Source organism: Clavibacter michiganensis (assembly GCF_002151125.1).
Classification (GTDB): domain Bacteria; phylum Actinomycetota; class Actinomycetes; order Actinomycetales; family Microbacteriaceae; genus Clavibacter; species Clavibacter michiganensis_C.
Window position 1 is genome coordinate 53,196 of sequence record NZ_MDJZ01000015.1, and the last position, 20,519, is coordinate 73,714.

The 20,519-nt window shown below is 72.0% G+C and carries 15 protein-coding genes and 1 other RNA gene; 8 read left to right on the forward strand and 8 right to left on the reverse strand.

The window, feature by feature from the left end; translation table 11 throughout:
* The first annotated feature begins 71 nt into the window (after nucleotides 1–71).
* Nucleotides 72–447, forward strand: a transfer-messenger RNA (tmRNA) gene (gene ssrA, locus BFL37_RS08095).
* Nucleotides 448–546: 99 nt separating this feature from the next.
* Here the strand turns inward: ssrA and BFL37_RS08100 are convergent.
* The 3 genes from BFL37_RS08100 to BFL37_RS08110 are packed head-to-tail and all read right to left on the reverse strand — an operon-like array spanning nucleotide 547 to nucleotide 4,471.
* Nucleotides 547–2,358, reverse strand: a complete 1,812-nt coding sequence (locus BFL37_RS08100; protein WP_086514629.1) for an ABC transporter permease — start codon at nucleotides 2,356–2,358, stop codon at nucleotides 547–549.
* 2 nt (nucleotides 2,359–2,360) lie between these two features.
* Entirely contained in the window at nucleotides 2,361–3,389 is a 1,029-nt protein-coding gene (locus tag BFL37_RS08105) for an ABC transporter ATP-binding protein (RefSeq protein ID WP_086514630.1), read from the reverse strand.
* Nucleotides 3,389–4,471, reverse strand: a complete 1,083-nt coding sequence (locus tag BFL37_RS08110) for an extracellular solute-binding protein (protein WP_086514631.1) — start codon at nucleotides 4,469–4,471, stop codon at nucleotides 3,389–3,391. Before BFL37_RS08110 ends, BFL37_RS08105 begins: the two co-directional genes overlap by 1 nt.
* 240 nt (nucleotides 4,472–4,711) lie before the next feature.
* Here BFL37_RS08110 and BFL37_RS08115 point away from each other — a divergent pair, with 240 nt between their 5' ends.
* The gene (locus BFL37_RS08115) at nucleotides 4,712–6,202 is read left to right on the forward strand and encodes an MFS transporter (protein ID WP_086514632.1); all 1,491 of its coding nucleotides are present in this window, start codon (nucleotides 4,712–4,714) and stop codon (nucleotides 6,200–6,202) included.
* 36 nt (nucleotides 6,203–6,238) lie between these two features.
* Here the strand turns inward: BFL37_RS08115 and BFL37_RS08120 are convergent, their stop codons facing one another.
* From BFL37_RS08120 to aroA, 3 genes are read right to left on the reverse strand one after another with little or no spacing between them, the layout of a single operon-like run.
* On the reverse strand, nucleotides 6,239–7,051 hold the full coding sequence (locus BFL37_RS08120) for an inositol monophosphatase family protein (protein ID WP_086514633.1): 813 nt from the start codon (nucleotides 7,049–7,051) through the stop codon (nucleotides 6,239–6,241).
* A gap of 36 nt (nucleotides 7,052–7,087) precedes the next feature.
* Complete coding sequence (gene rsgA / locus BFL37_RS08125; protein WP_086514634.1) at nucleotides 7,088–8,152, reverse strand: ribosome small subunit-dependent GTPase A; 1,065 nt, start codon at nucleotides 8,150–8,152, stop codon at nucleotides 7,088–7,090.
* On the reverse strand, nucleotides 8,149–9,612 hold the full coding sequence (aroA, locus tag BFL37_RS08130) for a 3-phosphoshikimate 1-carboxyvinyltransferase (RefSeq protein ID WP_086514635.1): 1,464 nt from the start codon (nucleotides 9,610–9,612) through the stop codon (nucleotides 8,149–8,151). Before aroA ends, rsgA begins: the two co-directional genes overlap by 4 nt.
* A gap of 129 nt (nucleotides 9,613–9,741) precedes the next feature.
* On the opposite strand from aroA, the gene BFL37_RS08135 reads away from it, so the two are divergent.
* The 3 genes from BFL37_RS08135 to BFL37_RS08145 are packed head-to-tail and all read left to right on the forward strand — an operon-like array spanning nucleotide 9,742 to nucleotide 11,215.
* Nucleotides 9,742–10,500, forward strand: a complete 759-nt coding sequence (locus BFL37_RS08135; protein ID WP_277620512.1) for a sigma-70 family RNA polymerase sigma factor — start codon at nucleotides 9,742–9,744, stop codon at nucleotides 10,498–10,500.
* Nucleotides 10,497–10,739, forward strand: a complete 243-nt coding sequence (gene rsrA, locus BFL37_RS08140) for a mycothiol system anti-sigma-R factor (protein WP_043672716.1) — start codon at nucleotides 10,497–10,499, stop codon at nucleotides 10,737–10,739. Before BFL37_RS08135 ends, rsrA begins: the two co-directional genes overlap by 4 nt.
* A 35-nt stretch (nucleotides 10,740–10,774) precedes the next feature.
* Nucleotides 10,775–11,215 carry a GNAT family N-acetyltransferase gene (locus BFL37_RS08145; protein ID WP_086514636.1) on the forward strand — a complete coding sequence of 147 codons (441 nt, stop codon included), beginning with the start codon at nucleotides 10,775–10,777 and terminating at the stop codon, nucleotides 11,213–11,215.
* 105 nt (nucleotides 11,216–11,320) lie between these two features.
* On the opposite strand, the gene BFL37_RS08150 is transcribed toward BFL37_RS08145, so the two are convergent.
* Nucleotides 11,321–15,139, reverse strand: coding sequence for a multifunctional oxoglutarate decarboxylase/oxoglutarate dehydrogenase thiamine pyrophosphate-binding subunit/dihydrolipoyllysine-residue succinyltransferase subunit (locus tag BFL37_RS08150; protein ID WP_086514637.1), 3,819 nt, complete (start codon nucleotides 15,137–15,139; stop codon nucleotides 11,321–11,323).
* 206 nt (nucleotides 15,140–15,345) lie between these two features.
* Here BFL37_RS08150 and BFL37_RS08155 point away from each other — a divergent pair, with 206 nt between their 5' ends.
* From BFL37_RS08155 to BFL37_RS08165, 3 genes are all read left to right on the forward strand, one after another.
* Nucleotides 15,346–16,785, forward strand: a complete 1,440-nt coding sequence (locus BFL37_RS08155; protein WP_086514638.1) for a GuaB1 family IMP dehydrogenase-related protein — start codon at nucleotides 15,346–15,348, stop codon at nucleotides 16,783–16,785.
* A 113-nt stretch (nucleotides 16,786–16,898) separates the two neighbouring features.
* Nucleotides 16,899–18,329 (forward strand): hemolysin family protein, encoded by a 1,431-nt coding sequence (locus BFL37_RS08160; RefSeq protein WP_086514639.1) that lies wholly within the window; start codon nucleotides 16,899–16,901, stop codon nucleotides 18,327–18,329.
* A complete protein-coding gene (locus tag BFL37_RS08165) occupies nucleotides 18,322–19,365 on the forward strand; it encodes a hemolysin family protein (RefSeq protein ID WP_086514640.1) in 1,044 nt (347 codons plus the stop codon). The genes BFL37_RS08160 and BFL37_RS08165 overlap by 8 nt, the downstream gene beginning before the upstream one ends.
* 69 nt (nucleotides 19,366–19,434) lie before the next feature.
* On the opposite strand, the gene BFL37_RS08170 is transcribed toward BFL37_RS08165, so the two are convergent.
* Nucleotides 19,435–20,514, reverse strand: a complete 1,080-nt coding sequence (locus tag BFL37_RS08170) for an NADH:flavin oxidoreductase/NADH oxidase (protein ID WP_086514641.1) — start codon at nucleotides 20,512–20,514, stop codon at nucleotides 19,435–19,437.
* Between the last annotated feature and the right edge of the window lie 5 nt (nucleotides 20,515–20,519).

The following is a 20,519-nucleotide window of genomic DNA, read 5'->3' on the forward strand; positions in this document are numbered from 1 at the left end:
GCGATTGACAACTCGACAGCGTGGAACATGCGACCCGGCTCGGGCGCCTCTCGAGGCGCTGGGCCGTTCATGGGGATGATCGGTTTCGACATTGCCTGAATGACTGCGAGAAGCGGGTCGAGGATGCAGGGCTATCTCGTAAACGCTCTCTGCAAAATACAACTGCCAATAACAAGCAGTCGTCCTTCGCTCTCGCTGCCTAAGCGAGCGAACTAACAGGACCGTCGACCCGGGGATGCTCTCTAACCGGTAAGTCGGCGTCAGAAAAGGGAGCTCGCTGCGCGGTCGTGCCTCAGGGCCGCGCGGGACTCGAACTGAGGCTGGGCCCGTCGGATCAGATGCCAGGAGCAAGTTCCGGGGCCGAGCAGGACGCCTTTCCTGGATACACCCGTAGAAGGCGCAGGATTACAGCAGTGGACCGGGGTTCGATTCCCCGCATCTCCACCATCGCGTCGCATGTCCCACGCTCGTCGAGACGCCGGATCCGTCCGGCAGACGAGAGGCCCCGTCCACCCGGACGGGGCCTCTCGTGCGTCCGGGCCCGGCTCAGCCGACCGGCGCGCGGGGAGCCGCCGGTGCGGGAGCCCCCGGGTCGCTCGTGGCGAGGGCCGGGGCGGTCGTCTCCACCGCGGGCGACGCCGTGCGGCCGCGGCGGCGCTTCCGGCCGCCCGAGCGCCCGTAGACGAGGTACATCGTGAGCCCCATGATGATCATGAGCAGCACCGTGTAGACGAACGTGATGCTCATCGAGTCGAGGTTGGCCTCGCCCTCGGTGCTCGCCTTGATGGCGATGCCGAGCGGCTCGTACAGCGGCTGGTAGAGGAACACCGCCGCGTCGTAGTCGTCGAGCAGGCTGTTGAAGTTGAGCGCCGTGATGGCGGCGACCGTGGGGATCACGAGCGGCACCAGCACGCGCCGGAACGTGGTGAGGGAGCGCGCGCCGAGGATGCGCGCCGCGTCCTCGAGCGACTGCGGCACGCTCGCGAACGCCGCCTTCAGGAGGCGCAGCGTGAACGGCACCTTGACGATGATGTACGCCACGAGGAGCAGCCAGGTCGTGCCCGTGAGCACCTGCCCGCCGATGAGCGGCTGCGGCCGGTCGAAGGTCTGCAGGAGCGCCAGCGCGATGAGGATCGTGGGGAGGATCCACGGGATGTGCAGCAGGTACTCCAGCGTCGAGGTGACCCAGTTGCGGTTCCGCTGGATCATGCGCGAGACGAACAGGAGGCCCGCCACGACGATCACGGCGGCCAGCGCGCTGTAGACGAGGCTCACGATGAAGGGCCGGAGCACGTCGGGGGATCCGAGCACCGTCGCGTAGTTCCGCAGCGTGAAGGAGTCGAGCGTGATGGTGCCCGTCTGCACGCTCTTCGAGTCGAGGAACGAGAACAGCACGATGAGGATCACGGGGAGCGCGTAGACCACGAACAGCGCGTACGCGACCACGTGCACCACGCCGTTGACGATCGGGTTCCGGATGCGCTGCTTCTGCAACGGCGTCGCGACCTTCGCGACCGAGAAGTAGACGCCCGACTTCTCGACGCGGTTCATGATCGCCAGCAGGACGATGGTCGCGACGCCCAGCACGATCGCGAGCAGGGCCGCGAGGTCGCGGGAGCTCGTGCTCTTGGAGAACGTGACGATCATCGGCGCGACCGTCTGGAAGCCCGTGCCGCCGAGCACGAGGGGAGCGGTGAGCGCCCCCAGGCCGGTGAGGAACGTGAGGACGGTGACCGCGAAGATCATCGGCCGCAGGGCCGGGAGGACGATGCGGAAGAGGATGCGGCCGGTGCCGGCGCCCATGCTGCGCGCGGCCTCGATGGTCTGGTGGTCGATCGCCGCGAGCGACGAGCGGAGGAACAGCATGTGGTTCGTGGTGGTGGCGAAGGTCATCACGATGACGACCGCGAAGTAGCCGGAGAACCAGTCGGGGTCGAGGTCGGGGAACGCGCGCTGCGCGATGGCCGTGACGAACCCGTAGCGGCCGTAGATGAAGTTGTAGCCGGCCGCCAGGACGATGCCGCCGTAGATGAGCGTCGTCGCGTAGCCGAGCCAGAGGACGCGGGATCCGCGGACGACGAAGTACTCGGTCACCAGCACGATGAAGATGCCGACCACGTTCACGGTGACGGCGAGGGTCACCGCGAGCAGGAGGCTGTTGCCGACGCTGCGCATCGCCCGGTCGGAGCTGACGAGCTTCTCGAGCGCCCGGCCGCTGAACGAGCCGTCGGGGAAGAAGGTCGTGACGAGCAGGTTCGCGTTCGGGAACACCAGGAACGTGACGACGAACCACAGCGCGGCGATGAGCACCACGACGCCGAGCGGGGAGCGCAGCAGGGCGCGGACCGGGGTGCGCACGGCTACGACCGGTACTGCAGGATCGCGGCCGGGTCGATGCCCACGACCACCTCGGCGCCGGGCGCCAGCGGCGCCGCGCCCGTCTCGGCGACGAGCGCCTCGATGGCGTCGTCCCCGAGGTCGATCCGGTAGGTGCTGTGGGAGCCGTGGTAGGTGCGCTCGGCGACCACGCCGTCGATGCGCACGCGGCCCGGATCCGCGGAGGCCGCGTCGCGGGCGGCCACCGACACGCGCTCGCGGCGCACGTACGCGCGGCCCGAGGCGTCGAGGTCCGTCGCGCCGGCGTCGCGGAGGCGGGCGACCGTCGAGGGCCCGAGCGCGTTGATCGCGCCGACGAAGGTCGCGACGAACTCGGTCGCCGAGCGGTCGTAGATGTCCTCCGGGGTGCCGACCTGCTCGATCCGCCCCGCGTCGAAGACGGCGATGCGGTCGCTCATGGTGAGCGCCTCCTCCTGGTCGTGCGTGACGTAGACCGTCGTGATCCCGAGCCGGGACTGCAGGCCCTTCAGCTGGTCGCGCAGCTGCACGCGCAGCTTCGCGTCGAGGTTCGACAGCGGCTCGTCGAGCAGCAGTATCCGCGGCTCCAGCACGAGCGCGCGCGCGATGGCGACGCGCTGCTGCTGCCCGCCGGAGAGCTCGGCCACGTTCTTGTCGAGCTGGGCGGCGCTCAGCTCGACCTGGTCGGCCATCGCGCTCACCAGCCGCTCGGTCTCCGCCTTGCCGGCCTTCCGCACGGTGAGGCCGAAGGCCATGTTCTGCCGCACCGACATGCTGGGGAAGAGCGCGTAGTTCTGGAAGACCATGCCGACGCGGCGCTTCTCGCTCGGCAGCCGCGTCGCGACCTGACCGTCGATGACGACGTCGCCGCGGCTCGGGTCGACGAAGCCCGCGAGGGTCCGGAGCGCCGTGGTCTTCCCGCAGCCGGAGGGCCCGAGGAGGGTGAAGAACTCGCCCTCGTGGATCTCCAGGTCGAGCCCCGGGATCGCCACCTGCTCGCCGAACCTCACCTCGACGTCGTCGAAGCGGATCATCAGGGCAGGTACTCCAGCTCGGTCTTCTCGACCCAGTCGGCGATGTGCTCCCGCACGAAGCCGTAGTCGACGTCCTGCTTGTCGAGCGACTCGATGAGCTCCGTCACGGCGGGCAGCGCCTTCTCGCGCGCGATCCTGTTGACGGGGTAGCTGGAGAACTCCTCGGCGAACGCGCCCTGCACGTCGGCGCTGCCGAACCAGTCGATGAACGCGCGGGCGCGCTCCTCCTTCTTCGTGCCGGCGATCTCGGCGATCTGCTCGGTCACGAACGGGACGCCGGCCTTCGCGGGGACGACCTCGGTGGTGGTGCCGTACTGCGCGTCGCGCGCCGCGATGCCGCTCGAGGCGAGCGTGCCGAAGGAGACCTCGCCGCGGGAGAGGCGGGCGTACAGGTCGGTGCCCTCGACCGCGGGGGATCCGTCGGCGAAGTAGTCCTCGACGACCTTCCAGCCCGCGTCGCTGATGCCGAGGTCGCCGTCCTCGTCCTCGTACGGCGCGAGCAGGCCCGCGAGGATGAGCTGCGGCGTCGCCTCGCCCAGGCGCGTGTTGACCTCGTACTTCCCCTCGTACTCCGAGGAGTAGAGGTCGGTGACGTCCTCCGGCACGTCGCCGCCCGACGTCTGCTTCGCGTCGTGCACCGTGACGATGGCCTGTTCCACGAGCGGCCAGTAGGCGCCGTCCTCGGGGTCTCCGGAGGCCTGGTCCACCTCGCCCGACCACGCCGGCGTGTACGCGGTGATCGCGTCCTCGGCCTTGAGGTTCTCGAAGTACATGTTGTTGAGGCCGAACACCACGTCCCCGACGGGGTTGTTCTTCTCCGCGACGATGCGGTTCGCGAGGTCGGCGCCGCCGAGGCCCACGATCTGGATGTCGAAGCCCGCCTTCGCCGCCTCCGCCGTGACCCAGTCGCCGCGCCCGTCGCCGTTGGAGTTCGTGTAGACGATGAGGGTGTCGCCGGTGGCGGGGGAGACCGCGGGATCCGCCGAGCCGCCGTCGGCCGCCGACCCGCATCCGCTGAGGGCGAGCCCGGCCGCGACCACGGCGGCGAGCGAGGAGGTGAGACGGCGGGCGCGGTTCTTCATGGTGTCCTCTCGGAGTGAGCACGTCGGTGTGCTCGCGGGCGGTCGCGCCGGACCGGCACGGAGTCCCCACACTAGGAGCGGGATCCCCGGCGGCCCGTTGCGGCGGTCGCTGTTGGCTCGCTGTTCAGCATAGGGACACGCCGGACGACCCCCTCGCATGAGGAGCAAGCTGGTCCGGGGCAGGCCGCCCGCGCTCACGGGAGCGGGAATACATAGCCCGTGTATGGGATTCGATACCTCATGACCGGACGCACCACCGCGGGCACGACCCCGACCGACGACCAGGAACGCACCCGCTGGCAGGCCTTCTGGGTCTGCGTCGGCGTCGCCGCCCTCACCATCCTCGACCTCTCGAAGGTCAACGTCGGCCTCCCGTCGATCGAGGAGTCGCTCGGCGCCGGATCCACCGACCTGCAGCTCATCGTCGCCGGCTACGCCCTCGCCTTCGGCCTGGCCCTCGTGCCCGCCGGCCGCCTCGGCGACATCCGCAGCCGCCGGCTCATGTTCGTGGTCGGCCTCAGCTCCTTCACCGTCGCGAGCCTCCTCTGCGCCATCGCGCCGGACGTGAAGACCCTCGTGGTGGCGCGGATCCTGCAGGGCGTCGCCGCCGGCATCCAGATGCCGCAGGTGCTCGGCCTCATCCAGCAGCTCTTCCAGGGGGAGGAGCGGGCGCGCGCCTTCGGCCTGTTCGGCGCCGTCGTCGGCATCTCCACGGCGTTCGGGCCGACGCTCGGCGGCCTGCTGATCCAGCTCGGCGGCCCCGAGGACGGCTGGCGGCTGCTGTTCTGGATGAACATCCCGCTCGGCATCGTCGCCATCGCGTTCGCGCTCAAGCTGCTGCCGCGGAGGCAGGCGCGGCCCCAGACGAAGGCGGGCCTCGACCCCGTCGGCGTGGTGCTCCTGGCGATCGCCACGTTCTCGCTCATGCTGCCCTTCGTCCTCACGACGGGCGGTCCCGACGACGACCCGCTGCGGTGGATCTGGCTCGCGGCGGCGGTGGTCGCCGGGGCTCTCTTCGTCGCCTGGGAGCGGCGCTACGAGCGCTCGGGCAAGTCGCCCGTGGTCCACTTCGCGCTCTTCCGGCTGTCGTCGTACCGCAACGGGATCCTCATCGCGACCGCCTACTTCGCGGCGATCCCGGCCGTGTTCCTGCTCACCACGCTGTACCTCCAGCAGGGGCTCGGCCTCGCGCCCGTGTTCGCGGGCATGGTCAGCATCCCGTTCGCCCTCTCGTCGGCGGTCACCGCGTGGATCGGCGGGCGCCTCGTCTCCCGGCTCGGCCGGCAGCTCGTCGTGATCGGCCTCGCGATCGTCGCGGTCGGGATCACGCTGCTGCTCCTGGCCGCCGTGCTCACGCCGCAGGAGGCGACGCCGTGGGCGATGGCCGCGGCCATGCTCGTCGCGGGCGTCGGCGCGGGCTTCGTGATCTCGCCGAACCAGACGCTCACGCTCGCCGAGATCCCCGTCACGGAGGGCGGCGTCGCCGGATCCATGGCGCAGGTCGGCCAGCGCGTCGGCACCGCCGTGGGCGTCGCCGCCGCGTCGGCCGTGTTCTTCAGCACCCTCTACGCGGAGGCCTCCGGGGGCGCGGAGGCGAGCCTCGCCGTGTACCACGACGGGTTCCGCAACGGCTTCCTCGTGACGATCGCGCTGGTCGCCGTGGCCCTCGCGCTCGGGCTGGTCGACCTCGGCCAGCGCCGGCGCCGCCGGGAGCGCGCCGCCACCGCCTGAGCGGGCTCCGCACGGCCGGGTTCAGCGCGGCCGGGCTCAGCGCGCGACGACCGCCAGCACGGCGTCGTGCAGGCGCCCGTTGGTGGCGAGCGCGGATCCGTGCCAGGGCCCGGCCCCGCCGTCGATCGACGTGAAGCGACCGCCCGCCTCCTCGATCACGGGGATGAGCGCGGCCATGTCGTACGGCTTGAGGTCGTGCTCGCCCGCGATGTCGACGAGTCCCTCGGCGAGCAGCATGTACGCCCACATGTCGCCGAAGTCGCGCGACCGCTTCACGCGGGCGGAGAGGTCGAGCAGCTCGTCGAGGCGGTCCGCGTCGCGCCAGCGCTGCACGCCCGCGACGCTCATGGACGCGTCCTCGAGCCGGTCGACGTCGGAGACGCGGATCCGCCGCTCCTGAGAGGTGGTGGCCTGGCCGAGCGTGTCGTCGACGTAGGCGCCGAGGCCGGTCGCGCCCCACCAGCGGCGGCCGAGCGCGGGTGCGCTGACGACTCCCACCACGGGGACGCCGTCGACCGCGAGCGCGATGAGGGTGCCCCAGACGGGCACGCCGCGCGCGAAGTTCGAGGTGCCGTCGATCGGGTCGACGATCCACTGCCTCGACGACGAGCCGGACGTGCCGTACTCCTCGCCGAGCACGCTGTCGTGCGGGCGGCTGTCGGCGATCCCGGCGCGGATCGCCCGCTCGACGGACATGTCGGCGTCGGTGACCCAGCTGTCGTCGGCCTTCGTCTCGACGGCGAGGTCGGCGGAACGGAACCGGTCGAGCGAGATGGCGTCGGCCATGTCGGCCAGCTCCCTCGCGAGCCGCAGGTCGGTCGACAGGGAGTGCAGGGGTTCGGAGGCCACGGGGGAGAGCCTAGCGATCGGTCCCGCCCCGCCCGGTCACTCCGCCTTGCCCGCGTCGGAGCGGTTCGCGACGAGGTGCTGCAGGGAGTGGAGGCGCTCGCGCCCGGCGTCGCCGAGCTCGCCCGCCTCGACCCGGTCGACGATCTCCCAGTCGTGCGCCTCGGTCAGCGGGATCCCGCCCGGCGGCTCGCCCTCGGGCAGGTGCGCGTAGCTGGCGAACGAGCGGAGGATGTTGGCGGGATCCACGTGCCCGAGGCCGAACGAGCGGACGCCGGGGGTGTCGATGATCCATCCGTGCCCGCCGTCGCCCGTCTCGACGCGCATGGACACGGTCGAGCTGGAGGTGTGGCGGCCGCGCCCCGTGACCTGGTTGACGACGCCCGTGGCGCGCCTCGCGTCCGGCACGAGCGCGTTGACGAGCGTGGACTTGCCGACGCCCGAGTGCCCGACGGCGACGGTCGTCCGGTCGGCCAGCAGGGCGCGCAGCTCGTCCAGCGGCACGTCGTCCGAGCGGCTGAGGACCACGGGCACGTCGAGCACGCGGAAGTGGGCGGCGAAGGGAGCGGGATCCGCGACGTCGGACTTGGTGATGCAGAGGATCGGCTGGATCCCCGCGTCGAAAGCGGCCACGAGGTAGCGGTCGACCAGGCGCGCGCGCGGCTCGGGCTCGGCGGCGGCGACGACGATCAGCATCTGGTCGGCGTTGGCCACGATCACGCGCTCCACGGCGTCGGAGTCGTCGGCGCTGCGGCGCAGCAGCGTGCGCCGCGGCGCGATGCGGACGATGCGGGACAGGCTGCCCTCGTCGCCCGAGGTGTCGCCCACGATGTCGACCCGGTCGTTGGTGACGACGGCCTTCTTGCCGAGCTCCCGGGCGCGCGTCGCGGTCAGCGTGTGCTCGTCGGGGGTGTCCTCGCCCACGAGCACGCCGAAGCGCCCGCGGTCGACGGTCAGCACGCGGCCCTCGACCGCATCGGTGTGCCCGGGACGCTGCTTGCTGCGCGGCTTGTTGCCCTTGGGGTTGGGGCGCACGCGCACCGAGGACTCGTCGTAGGCGTCCCAGACGCCGTCGTCCTGCTCGGGATCCGCGAGCCAGCTCACAGGATCCCGCCGAGGCCGCCCACGGCGCCCGGCCCGGTGATGCCGCCGAGGGCGAGCGGGTCGTCGGCGGCACGCGGCGCGCGGCCGAGGAGCGGCCCGAGCCACAGCTCCGGGAACTCGGGCAGCGTCTTCGCGGTCGTGCCGATGTCGTCGATCTCCACGCCGGGCACGGCGAGGCCGACGATCGCGCCCGCGGTCGCCATGCGGTGGTCCTCGTAGGCGCGCCACGGGCCGCCGTGGAGCGGGGCCGGGGAGATGGCGAGGCCGTCCTCCAGCTCGGTGACGGATCCGCCGAGACCGGTGATCTCCGCGGCCAGCGCCGCGAGGCGATCGGTCTCGTGCCCGCGCAGGTGCCCGATGCCGGTGATGCGGCTGGGTCCGTCGGCGAGGGCCGCGAGCGCGACCAGCGCGGGCGCGAGCTCGCCGCCGGTGCTGAGGTCGAGGTCGACGCCGGGGATGCGCCCGCCCGCGGCGAGCCCCGGGCCGCCGTCGACGACGAGCGCGCCGCCCTCGCGCGTGACGGTCGCGCCGAACCGCGGGAGCAGGTGCGCGAGGTCGGCGCCGACCTGCGTCGTCTCCGCGGGCCAGCCGGGGACGGCGACCCGCCCGCCCGCGACGATCGCCGCGGCGAGGAACGGCGCGGCGTTCGAGAGGTCGGGCTCGATCCGCACGTCGCGGCCGGCGATCGGGGAGGGCGGCACGATCCACAGCCCGGGCTCCGGGCTCTCGACCACCACGCCGCGCTCCGCGAGCGTGCGGATGGTCATCTCGATGTGCGGCATGCTCGGCAGCGTCGCTCCCGTGTGCCGGAGCCGAAGTCCCTGGGCGAACCGGGGCGCGGCGAGCAGGAGGCCGGAGACGAACTGGCTGGAGGCGGACGCGTCGATGGCGATCTCGCCGCCCGGCACCTCGCCCGTCCCGTAGAGGCTGAACGGCAGCGCGCGTCGCCCGTCGTCGTTGACGTCCACCCCGAGGGCCCGGAGTGCCTCGATGGTGCCGGACATCGGGCGGCGCCGGGCGCTCGGATCGCCGTCGAAGGAGACGGGCCCCAAGGCCAGCGCGGCTACCGGCGGGAGGAAGCGCATCACGGTGCCGGCGAGGCCGCACTCGATGGTGACGCCGCCCGCGAGCTCGGCCGGGGTGATCCGCAGGTCCGGCCCGAACGCGCCGTCCCCGTCGACCTCCTCGATGACCGTGCCGAGCGACCGCAGCGCCTCGACCATGAGGCGCGTGTCCCGCGAGCGGAGAGGCGCGCGCAGCGTCGAGGGGGAGTCCGCGAGGGCGGACAGCACCAGCTCGCGGTTCGTCAGGCTCTTGGATCCCGGCAGCGGCACGGTCGCGTCGAGCGGCCCGTCGGCCACCGGCGCGGCCCAGGGACCGTCGTCCGTCGGCACGGGCGCGTGGGTCCGGTCGTCGTCGTACGGGCTGAAGGTCGGACCGGAATACCTGAAGATCTCCATGGGTTCACCAGAGTACCGGGCAGACGTCCGGCAGGCCCGGATCCCGGGCCGGGAAGGATCACCGTGATCACGAGGACAGCACCGGCGGCCCCGTCCGTCGAGCTCGTGCGCGCCGTAGAATCTGCCTTGATGGCCACTTCAGGGAACACCAGTCACGACGCGCCGGCCGACACCACCGGGGGCGACGCACCCACCGCGGCAGCCGCGCCCGCGGAGCTCGTGGAGGCCGTCGTGCACTCCACCGAGGAGGCCGCGGACCAGCGGGAGGCCGCGCAGGCCGAGGTCGAGGAGCCGCGCAAGGCCCAGCCCGGCGACAACCGCGAGCTCTTCGAGGAGCAGGCGCTCCCCTTCATCGACCAGCTGTACGCCGCCGGCCTCCGCATGACGCGCAACCCCGCCGACGCGCAGGACCTGGTGCAGGAGACGTTCGTCAAGGCCTACACCGCCTTCCACCAGTTCAAGCAGGGCACGAACCTCAAGGCCTGGCTGTACCGGATCCTCACGAACACCTTCATCAACAACTACCGCAAGAAGCAGCGGGACCCCTACAACGGCACCATCGACGAGCTCGAGGACTGGCAGCTGGGCGGCGCGACGAGCGCCACGGCCACCACCACGCGCTCGGCCGAGGCGGAGGCCATCGACCACCTCCCGGACAGCACCGTCAAGGACGCGCTGCAGTCCATCCCGGAGGACTTCCGGATGGCCGTCTACTTCGCTGACGTCGAGGGCTTCTCCTACCAGGAGATCGCCGACATCATGAAGACTCCCGTGGGCACCGTCATGAGCCGCCTGCACCGCGGCCGCCGGATGCTGCGGAGCCTGCTTTCCGACTACGCGCGCGAGCGGGGCATCTCGACCGCGCACCTCACTGGAGCGACCAAATGAGCGACTGCGGCTGCGACAAGGCCAAGAAGGATCTCGAGGAGTACCTGCACCACGAGCTCGACAAGGCGGACGCCGCCGACATCCGCGAGCACATGGCGAACTGCCCGGACTGCGCGCGGGAGCACCGCGTCGGCGTCGTGCTGCGCGACACCGTGCGGCGCGCCTGCACGGAGGCGGCCCCGGAGGACCTCCGCACGCAGGTGATGGAGAGGCTGCGGGCCATCCAGGCCACCCACTGACCGAGGCGGCGCCGAGCGCCCGGTAATCTCGGGACGTGACCAACGCCATCCAGTCCCTCGGGACGCCCTCGCCTGAAGACCTGACCGTCATCGTCGAGCTGCTCCGGCTGCTCGACTACGAGGTGGATGAGGAGCGCGTCGCCGCACGGCTCTCCCGGATGACGGCGGCGGCGGGCCACGAGACCTGGGTCGTGCGCGACGACGCGGGCGAGATCGCCGGGCTCGCGGGCGGGCACCTCATGTGGGGCCTCGCCGACGACGAGCCCATCGCGCAGCTGATCATCCTGGTCGTGCGCGAGGGGCGCCAGGCCGGCGGCATCGGGTCCGACCTCATCCGCCACTACGAGGCCTGGGCGCGCGAGCACGGGGCGACGCGGTTCCTCGCCACCAGCGCCGCCGCGCGCGACAACGTCACGCGCTTCTACGCGCGGCGCGGGTACCACGCGTCCGGCATCCGCTACTCGAAGCTCGGCTGACGCCACCCGGGCGCCGACGCACGTCGGCAGGCTCCGCGGATGCGACGAGAGGCCCGATCCCCAGGGGATCGGGCCTCTCGTCGTACGGGCAGGCGCCCTACCGGATCACTCGGCGGTGGCGCGGGCGATCAGGTCCGTCTGCTCGGTCGCGTGGCGCTTGCTGGAGCCTGCCGCGGGCGATGCCGCCGCGGGACGGGAGACGACCCGCACCGCGCGGTCGGGCAGGACCCGACTGAGCTCGACGTGCACGAACGGCCACGCGCCCTGGTTCTCCGGCTCGTCCTGCACCCACACGACCTCGGCGTCCGGGTACGACTCGACGACCCGCTTCACCTGCTCCTCGGGGAACGGGTAGAACTGCTCGAGCCGCACGAGGGCGACGGACGTGTCCTGGCGCTTCTCCAGCTCGCCGAGCAGGTCGTAGTGCACCTTGCCCGAGTGGAGCAGCACGCGGCGGACGGCGCCGCGGTCCTCGATCCGCACGTCGTCGATCACCGGCTCGAAGCGGCCCGAGGTGAAGGCCTCGAGGTCGCTCGTGGCACCGCGCAGCCGCAGCATCGCCTTCGGCGTGAAGACCACGAGCGGACGGCGGGGACGCGAGTACGCCTGGCGGCGCAGCAGGTGGAAGTACGACGCGGGCGTCGAGGGGCGGGCGACCGTCATGTTCTGCTCGGCGCAGAGCTGCAGGAACCGCTCGATGCGCGCCGAGGAGTGGTCGGGACCCTGGCCCTCGTAGCCGTGAGGCAGCAGGAGCACGACGCTCGAGCGCTGGCCCCACTTCTGCTCGGCCGAGGAGATGAACTCGTCGATGATGGTCTGCGCGCCGTTCGCGAAGTCGCCGAACTGGGCCTCCCAGAGGACCAGCGCGTCGGGCCGCTCGACGGAGTAGCCGTACTCGAAGCCCATCGCCGCGTACTCGCTGAGCAGCGTGTCGTAGATCCAGAACCGCGCCTGGCGGTCGCTGAGGTTCGCGAGGGGCAGCCACTCCTGGCCGTTGTCGCGGTCGTGCAGCACCGCGTGGCGCTGGACGAACGTGCCGCGGCGCGAGTCCTGGCCGGCGAGGCGGACGGGCGTGTTCTCCAGCAGCAGCGAGCCGATGGCGAGGAGCTCGCCGAAGGCCCAGTCGATGGATCCGCTCCGGCTCATCTCGAGCCGCTTGCGCATGAGCGCCTGCAGCTTGGGGTGGACGGAGAAGCCCTGCGGCGGGTTGTCGTGGGCGTCGCCGATCGCGTGGACGACGGACTCGGAGACGCCGGTGGTCTCGGGCTCGCCGTGTCCGTCGTCCTGCTGGGAGTCGGGGCGCTCGAGGTCCGCGATGGCCCCGGCGTCCTCGGTCTGGATGGGGATGGACGAGGTCTGCGCCGCGTGCGTCTCCGCGAAGGCGCGCTCCAGACGGTCCTGGAAGTCCTTCTGCGCCGCGTCGTACTCCTCCTGCGTGATGTCGCCGCGTCCGACGAGCGCCTCCGTGTACAGCTTCCGCACCGAGCGCTTGGCCTCGATGAGGTTGTACATGAGCGGCTGCGTCATCGACGGGTCGTCGCCCTCGTTGTGGCCGCGGCGGCGGTAGCAGACGAGGTCGATGACGACGTCCTTGTGGAACTCCTGGCGGAACTCGAAGGCGAGGTGCGCGACGCGCGCCACGGCCTCCGGGTCGTCGCCGTTCACGTGGAAGATCGGCGCCTGGATGCTCTTGGCCACGTCGGTCGAGTACACCGACGAGCGGGACTCCGACGGCGGCGTGGTGAAGCCGACCTGGTTGTTGATCACGATGTGCACCGTGCCGCCCGTGCGGTACGCGCGCAGCTGCGAGAGCTGGAGGGTCTCGAAGACCACGCCCTGGCCGGCCATGGACGCGTCGCCGTGCACGAGGATCGGCAGGACCGAGAACGAGCCGATGGGCTTCCGGTCCTGCTTGGCGCGGACGATGCCCTCGAGCACACCGTTGACGGCCTCGAGGTGCGACGGGTTCGCCGCGAGGTAGACCGGCATCTCCTCGCCGTGGACGCCCCGGAAGGTGCCCTCGGTGCCGAGGTGGTACTTGACGTCGCCGGATCCCTGCACGGTGCGGGGGTCCTGCGTGCCCTCGAACTCGCGGAAGATCTGTCCGTAGCTCTTGCCCGCGATGTTGGTGAGGACGTTGAGACGGCCGCGGTGGGCCATGCCGATCGCGACCTCGTCGAGCCCGTGGTCCGCCGCGCCCTGGAGGAGCGTGTCGAGGAGCGAGATGGTGGACTCGCCGCCCTCGAGGCTGAAGCGCTTCTGCCCGACGTACTTGGTCTGCAGGAACGTCTCGAACGCCTCCGACTCGTTGAGCTTGGAGAGGATGCGCATCTGCTCGTCGTGCGTGGGCTTGGCGTAGGGCTGCTCGACCTTGCCCTGGATCCAGCGCCGCTCGTCGGGCTGTTGGATGTGCATGTACTCGATGCCGATGGTGCGGCAGTACGAGTCGCGCAGGATGCCGAGCACGTCGCGGAGGAGCGCCTGGCGGCGGCCGCCGAAGCCGTCGGTGACGAACTCGCGGTCGAGGTCCCAGAAGGTGAGCCCGTGGTTCGTGATCTCGAGGTCCGGGTGCGTGCGCTGCTGGTACTCGAGCGGGTCGATGTCGGCCATGAGGTGGCCGCGGACGCGGTACGCGTTGATGAGCTCCTGCACCCGGCTGGTCTTGGAGACCCGCTCGGAGAGGTCGACGTTGATGTCGGTGGCCCACTGGATCGGGTCGTACGGGATGCGGAGCGCCGCGAAGATGTCCTCGTAGAAGCCGTGCTGGCCGATGAGGCGCTCGTGCACGATCTTGAGGAACTCGCCCGAGCCCGCGCCCTGGATGACGCGGTGGTCGTAGGTGCTCGTGAGCGTGATGGTCTTGCCGATGCCGAGCTCGACGAGGGTCTTGGGCGAGGAGCCCTGGAACTCGGCCGGGTACTCGAGGGCGCCGGCGCCGATGATGGCGCCCTGGCCCTTCATCAGGCGCGGCACGGAGTGGACCGTGCCGATGCCGCCCGGGTTGGTGAGGGAGATGGTGGTGCCGGCGAAGTCGCCCGCGGCGAGCTTGTTGGAGCGCGCCTTCTTCACCAGGTCCTCGTACGCCGACAGGAACTCGCCGAAGGTCATGGCCTCGGCGCCCTTGATGCTCGGGACGAGGAGCGCGCGCGTGCCGTCGGGCTTCGGCATGTCGATGGCGATGCCGAGGTTGATGTGCGCGGGGGAGACGACGCTGGGCTTGCCGTCGACCTCGTCGTAGTGCACGTTCTGGCTCGGGAACTCCTTGAGCGCCTGGATCAGCGCCCACCCGATCAGGTGCGTGAACGAGACCTTGCCGCCGCGGGCGCGCTTCAGGTGGTTGTTGATGACGATGCGGTTGTCGATCATCAGCTTCGCCGGGATCGTGCGGACGCTCGTCGCGGTCGGGATGGTGAGCGACGCGTCCATGTTGGTCGCCAGCGACTTCGCCATGCCGCGCAGGGGGGACACCTCGTCCTCGCCGGGCGGGGTGGGCTCCGCGCCCTTCTTGGCCGGCGCCTTCGCGGGGGCCTGGGCGGGGATCGGCTGCTGCTTCGGCGCGATGCTCGTGGTGCGCGCGGCGGGCTGGGATCCGGTGGCGGGCTGCTGCGCCTGCGCGTCGGGCTGGCCGTCCGACGCGGGGGCCGGCGTCGATGCCGGGGTGCCCGTGTTGGTCGACGCCGGGGCGGAGGAGCTCTCCCCGTCGGGGATCTGCGCCTCGGCCGTCTGGTCGCCCGTGGCCGGGTCCGCCTCGCGGCCCTCGATCACGGTGGTGTGGTAGTTCTCCAGGATCGGCCACCAGCTGCGGTCGACGGAGTCCCTGTCGACCACGAACCTCTCGTACATCTCGTCGACGAGCCATTCGTTGGCTCCGAAGTCGCCCGTGGAACCGTCATCGGTCCCCGTACCAGTCACCTGGCTCGACACAGTTGATCGCCCGCTCTCTTGCTGTTGGTCGTCTGCCTCGCGCGGCCCGTTCGCGTCCGCGCGTCCACGATGACCCAGCCTAAACCTTCCTCCGGTCGGGCTGACGGGAGCGGCGCGTCGGGGACAGCGCCTCGGGGACGGCGCGTCGGGAGCGCCGCCTCGTCGGCGGCCTGGCGCGCGCCCGGACGGCGGTCTAGCGTCGGGGCATGAGGTTCACCGGAGAGGCTCCCGCCCACGACCTGACCTACTCGGACGTGTTCCTGAGCCCGGGCCGGTCGGATGTCGCCAGTCGGATGGACGTCGACCTCGCCCCGGTCGACGGCACGCCGTGCACCATCCCCGTCGTCGCGAGCAACATGGGATCCGTCACCGGCCCGCGCCTCGCGGCCGTGCTCGCGCGGCGCGGCGGCATCGGGATCCTGCCGCAGGACCTCCGCCCGCAGGAGCTCGACGCCGCGATCCACCGGGTCAAGGACCAGCCGGTCGCCTACGACTCGCCGCTCGAGCTGCCGCCCGACGCGACCGCCGGCCAGGCGCGCGAGCTGCTCCCGCCCATCGCCGGCCACGGGATCGTGCTGCGCGACGCGGACGGCGAGATGGTCGGCTGCCTCGAGGGCACGCAGCTCGCCGGCGTGCCCGACGGCACCCGGCTCGGCGACCTGCCGCACGGCGCCCTCGCCTCCCTCGACGCCGACGACGTGCCCACCGGCCGCGCCGCCTTCGACCTCATGCACGCCGCCGGGATCGACTTCGCGCCCGTGCTCGCCCACGGCCGGCTGGTCGGCACGCTCAGCCGCCGCAGCGCGCTGCGCTCGACCGTCTACGCTCCGGCGGTCGACGGCCGCGGGCGCCTGGCGGTGGGCGCCGCGGTCGGCGTGAACGGCGATCCCGTCGGCCGCGCCCGCGCGCTCCTCGCGGCCGGCGTCGACGTGCTCGTCCTCGACACGGCGCACGGGCACCAGGAGGCGATGCTCCGGGCGATCCGCGACGTGCGCGCCCTCGACCCGCACGTGCCGCTCGTCGCGGGCAACGTCGTCACCGCCGAGGGCGCGCGCGACCTCGTCGAGGCGGGCGCCGACATCGTCAAGGTCGGCGTCGGCCCCGGCGCCATGTGCACCACGCGCATGATGACGGCCGTCGGCCGGCCGCAGTTCTCGGCCGTGCTCGACACGGCCGACGCCGCGCGCGCCGCCGGCGCCCTCGTCTGGGCGGACGGGGGAGTGCGGTACCCGCGGGACGTCGCGCTGGCCCTGGCCGCGGGCGCCGCGAGCGTGATGATCGGATCCTGGTTCGCGGGCACCGTCGAGTCGCCCGGCCGGCTCCTGGTCGACGACGACGGCGGGCTCGCCAAGGAGAGCTGGGGCATGGCGTCGACCCGCGCCGTCCAGGAGCGCTTCGGCCGGCGCGAGGCCTTCGAGCTCGCACGCCGCACGCTGTTCGCCGAGGGGATCTCCACCAGCCGGATCCGCATCGACCCGCTCCGCCCCGGCCTCGAGGACCTGCTCGACACGATCACGTCCGGCGTCCGCAGCGCCTTCACCTACGCCGGGGCGCGTACGCGGGCCGAGTTCGCCGATCGCGCGGCCGTCGGGATCCAGTCCGCGGCGGGCTACGAGGAGGGCAAGCCGCTGCCGGTCGGCTGGTGAGCGCCGGTATGCTCGACGGACGATGGACGACCCTCCTCCTGCTCATAGACCCCCGCTGCGCGCGCCCCTCCGACTGAAGCCGGCCGTGCGCCCGGCGCCCGGGAGCCGTCCCCTTGCATGAATGGCTCCTCCTCGCCGTCGGTCTCCTCCTGACCCTCGGCACCGGCCTCTTCGTGGCCAGCGAGTTCGCGCTCGTCAACCTGGACCGATCCGACCTCGAGAAGCGCCAGGAGCGCGGGGAGAAGCGGCTCGGGCCGCCCATCCGCGCGCTGCGCATCACCTCGACCCACCTCTCCAGCGCCCAGCTCGGCATCACGCTGACGACGCTGCTCACCGGGTACACGATGGAGCCGGCGCTCAGCCTGCTCCTCGCCGGCCCGCTCACGTCGGCCGGCCTGGCCGAGGGGCTCGTCCCGCCGGTCTCGACCGTCGTGGCGCTCGTCGTCGCGACCCTGCTGTCGATGATCATCGGCGAGCTCGTGCCGAAGAACTTCGCGCTGGCGCTGCCGCGCGAGACGGCCAAGCTCGTGATCCCCTTCCAGGCGCTGTTCACCACGGTGTTCAAGCCCGCCGTGCTGCTGCTCAACAACAGCGCCAACGGGATCCTGCGGCTCGTCGGCATCGAGCCCAAGGAGGAGCTGTCCGGCGCCCGGAGCGCCGAGGAGCTCTCCTCGCTCGTCCGTCGATCCGCGCTCGCCGGCCTCCTCGAGGACGACACCGCGATGCTCCTCAGCCGCACGCTCCGCTTCGCCGACCTCACGGCGTCCGACGTCATGACGCCGCGCCTCCGCGTGAAGTCGGTCGAGCGCACCGACAGCGCGCAGACCGTGATCGAGCTGGCCATGACCACGGGCTACTCGCGCTTCCCCGTCACGGACGACGGCGTCGACGACGTCATCGGCCTCGTGCACGTGAAGCAGGCCGTGGCCGTGCCGCGCGAGAAGCGCGCGCAGGTGCCCGTCACCGCGCTGCAGTCCGAGGCGATCCGCGTGCCCGAGACCATGAAGCTCGACGACCTGCTCGGCGAGCTGCGCGGGCGCGGGTTCCAGATGGCGGTCGTGGTCGACGAGTACGGCGGCACCGCCGGCGTCGCGACGCTCGAGGACCTGGTCGAGGAGCTGGTGGGCGAGCTCGCCGACGAGCACGACCGCACCCGAGCGGGCGTCGTCCGCTCGCGCGACTCGCTGACGTTCCCCGGCATGCTGCGGCCCGACGAGCTCCTCGAGCGCACGGGCCTGCGCATCCCGGACGAGGGGCCGTACGAGACCGCGGCGGGCTTCATCATGAGCGAGCTCGGGCGCCTGCCCGTCGTGGGCGACGAGCTCGAGCTCGAGACCGGCACGCTCCGGGTCGAGCGCCTCGACGGCCGGCGCATCGACCGGATCCGCTTCACGCCCGTCCCCGAGCCCGTCGCCACCGCGGTGGGCACCACGCGCGCCGAGCGCCAGGCGGACCGCCAGGCCGAGCGGCAGGCCGACCGCGAGGCCGGACGACAGGCGGACGCGGAACGCGCCGCCATGAGGAAGGAGCCGTCCCGTGGGTGAGTACGCCGGGGGGATCATCGCGCTCGTCGTGCTGCTCGCCGTCAACGCCTTCTTCGTCGGCGCCGAGTTCGCGGTCATCTCCGCGAAGCGGTCGCAGATCGAGCCGCGCGCCGAGGAGGGCAGCCGCGCCGCGCGCGTCACGCTCTACGCCATGGAGCACGCGACGCTCATGCTCGCGACGACGCAGCTCGGCATCACGGTGTGCTCGCTGCTGATCCTCAACGTGTCCGAGCCGGCGATCCACCACCTGCTCGAGATCCCGCTCGGCGCGACCGGCCTGCCGGAGGAGGCGATCTCCACGATCGCCTTCGTCATCGCGCTCCTGATCGTGTCGTTCCTGCACGTGGTGCTCGGCGAGATGGTGCCCAAGAACATCTCGTTCTCGGTGCCGGACCGGGCGGCCCTGCTGCTCGCGCCGCCGCTCGTCGGCATCGCGCGCGTCGTGAAGCCGCTCATCGTCGCCCTCAACGGGATCTCCAACGGCGTGCTGCGCCTGGCCAAGGTCGAGCCGAAGGACGAGGCCGCGAGCGCGTTCACCCTGGACGAGGTGCAGGGCATCGTCGACCAGTCGACGCGCGAGGGGCTCCTGGAGGACCGGACGGGCGCGCTGACGGCGGCGTTCGAGTTCACGGGCAAGAAGGTGCAGGACATCGCGATCCCGCTGGGCGCGCTCGTCAGCCTGCCCGAGACCGCGTCGCCGTCGGAGGTCGAGCGCGCCGTCGCCCGCCACGGCTTCTCGCGCTACGTGATCGTCGACGAGGCGGGGGAGCCGACCGGCTACCTGCACCTCAAGGACGTCATCGACCTCGACGACGCCGACGAGTTCGTGCGGCCGGTGCCGGCCAAGCGGATCCGGCAGCTGGTGTCGGTGTTCGAGGGCACCGAGCTCGAGGACGCCCTCGCGATGATGCGCCGGTCCGGCGCGCACCTCGCCCGCGCCTTCACCGAGGCGGGGGAGACGACGGGCGTGCTGTTCCTCGAGGACATCATCGAGGAGCTCGTCGGCGAGGTGCAGGACGCCACCCGGCGCATCTGATCCGCACGCACGACGGCGCGGCACCCGCATCGGGTGCCGCGCCGTCGTGCGTGGAGGAGGGGCGTCGGGTCAGGCGGCCCAGCGCGCGCGGTCGTACTGCTTGGGCCAGTAGTCGATCTCGACGCCCAGCTCGTGCGCGGCCCGCAGCGCGAAGTGCGGGTCGCGCAGCATCTCGCGGCCGAGCATCACGGCGTCCGCGCGGCCCTCGGCGACGACCGCCTCGGCCTGCGCGGGCTCGGTGATGAGGCCGACGGCGTTGAGCGCCACCTTCGCGTGCTCCTTCACGTACTCGGCGAAGGGCACCTGGTAGCCGGGGGCGACGGGGATCGTGACGCCCGTGGTGTTGCCGCCCGTGGAGATGTCGAAGAAGTCGGCGCCGTGCTCGGCGGCCCAGCCGGCGACCGTGGCCGTCTGCTGCTCGTCCCAGCCCGCGTCGCCCGCCCAGTCGGTGGCGGAGAAGCGCACCAGCAGCGGCACGTCGGGGACCTCGGCGCGCACGGCGTCGATCACCTGGATCAGCAGGCGCGCGCGGTTCTCGAGGCTGCCGCCGAACTCGTCGTCGCGGTGGTTGCTGAGGGGCGAGAGGAACTGGTGCATCAGGTAGCCGTGCGCGGCGTGGATCTCGAGCACGTCGAAGCCCGCGTCGACCGAGCGGCGTGCGGCGGCGGCGAAGTCGTCGACCACCTTGCGGAGCCCGTCCGCGTCGAGCGCCGTGGGCGTGCCGTAGCCGGGGAACGGCTCGGCCGACGGGGCGACGGTCTCCCAGCCGCCCTCCGCGGCGGGCATGGTGCCGCGGCCGGAGAAGGAGTAGGTGGAGGCCTTGCGGCCGGCGTGCGCGAGCTGGATCGCGGCGACCGCGCCCATCCCGTGGATGAAGTCGACGATGGGCTTCCACGCGTCGCGCTGCGCGTCGTCCCAGATGCCGGTGTCCTCGGGCGTGATGCGCGCCTCGGGGCTGACGCCCGTGGCCTCGGCCATCACGAGGCCCGCGCCGCCGCGCGCGAACGAGCCGAGGTGCGCGAGGTGCCACGCGCCCGGGATCCCGTCGCGCGCGTCGATGCTGTACTGGCACATCGGCGCGACCCAGATGCGGTTGCGGGCGGTGACGCCGCGGACGGTGATCGGCTCGAAGAGCGGGGACGTGGTCATGGGGA

What these genes read in the sequence shown, in the direction of transcription:
- BFL37_RS08105 (WP_086514630.1), bottom strand. Translation starts at nt 3,389, where the DNA reads ATGATCCGCTTCGACGACGTCGAGGTGAGGTTCGGCGAGCAGGTGGCG.
- BFL37_RS08110 (WP_086514631.1), bottom strand. Translation starts at nt 4,471, where the DNA reads ATGAAGAACCGCGCCCGCCGTCTCACCTCCTCGCTCGCCGCCGTGGTC.
- BFL37_RS08155 (WP_086514638.1), top strand. Translation starts at nt 15,346, where the DNA reads ATGAGGTTCACCGGAGAGGCTCCCGCCCACGACCTGACCTACTCGGAC.
- aroA (WP_086514635.1), bottom strand. Translation starts at nt 9,612, where the DNA reads ATGGAGATCTTCAGGTATTCCGGTCCGACCTTCAGCCCGTACGACGAC.
- BFL37_RS08115 (WP_086514632.1), top strand. Translation starts at nt 4,712, where the DNA reads ATGACCGGACGCACCACCGCGGGCACGACCCCGACCGACGACCAGGAA.
- rsrA (WP_043672716.1), top strand. Translation starts at nt 10,497, where the DNA reads ATGAGCGACTGCGGCTGCGACAAGGCCAAGAAGGATCTCGAGGAGTAC.
- BFL37_RS08170 (WP_086514641.1), bottom strand. Translation starts at nt 20,514, where the DNA reads ATGACCACGTCCCCGCTCTTCGAGCCGATCACCGTCCGCGGCGTCACC.
- BFL37_RS08135 (WP_277620512.1), top strand. Translation starts at nt 9,742, where the DNA reads ATGGCCACTTCAGGGAACACCAGTCACGACGCGCCGGCCGACACCACC.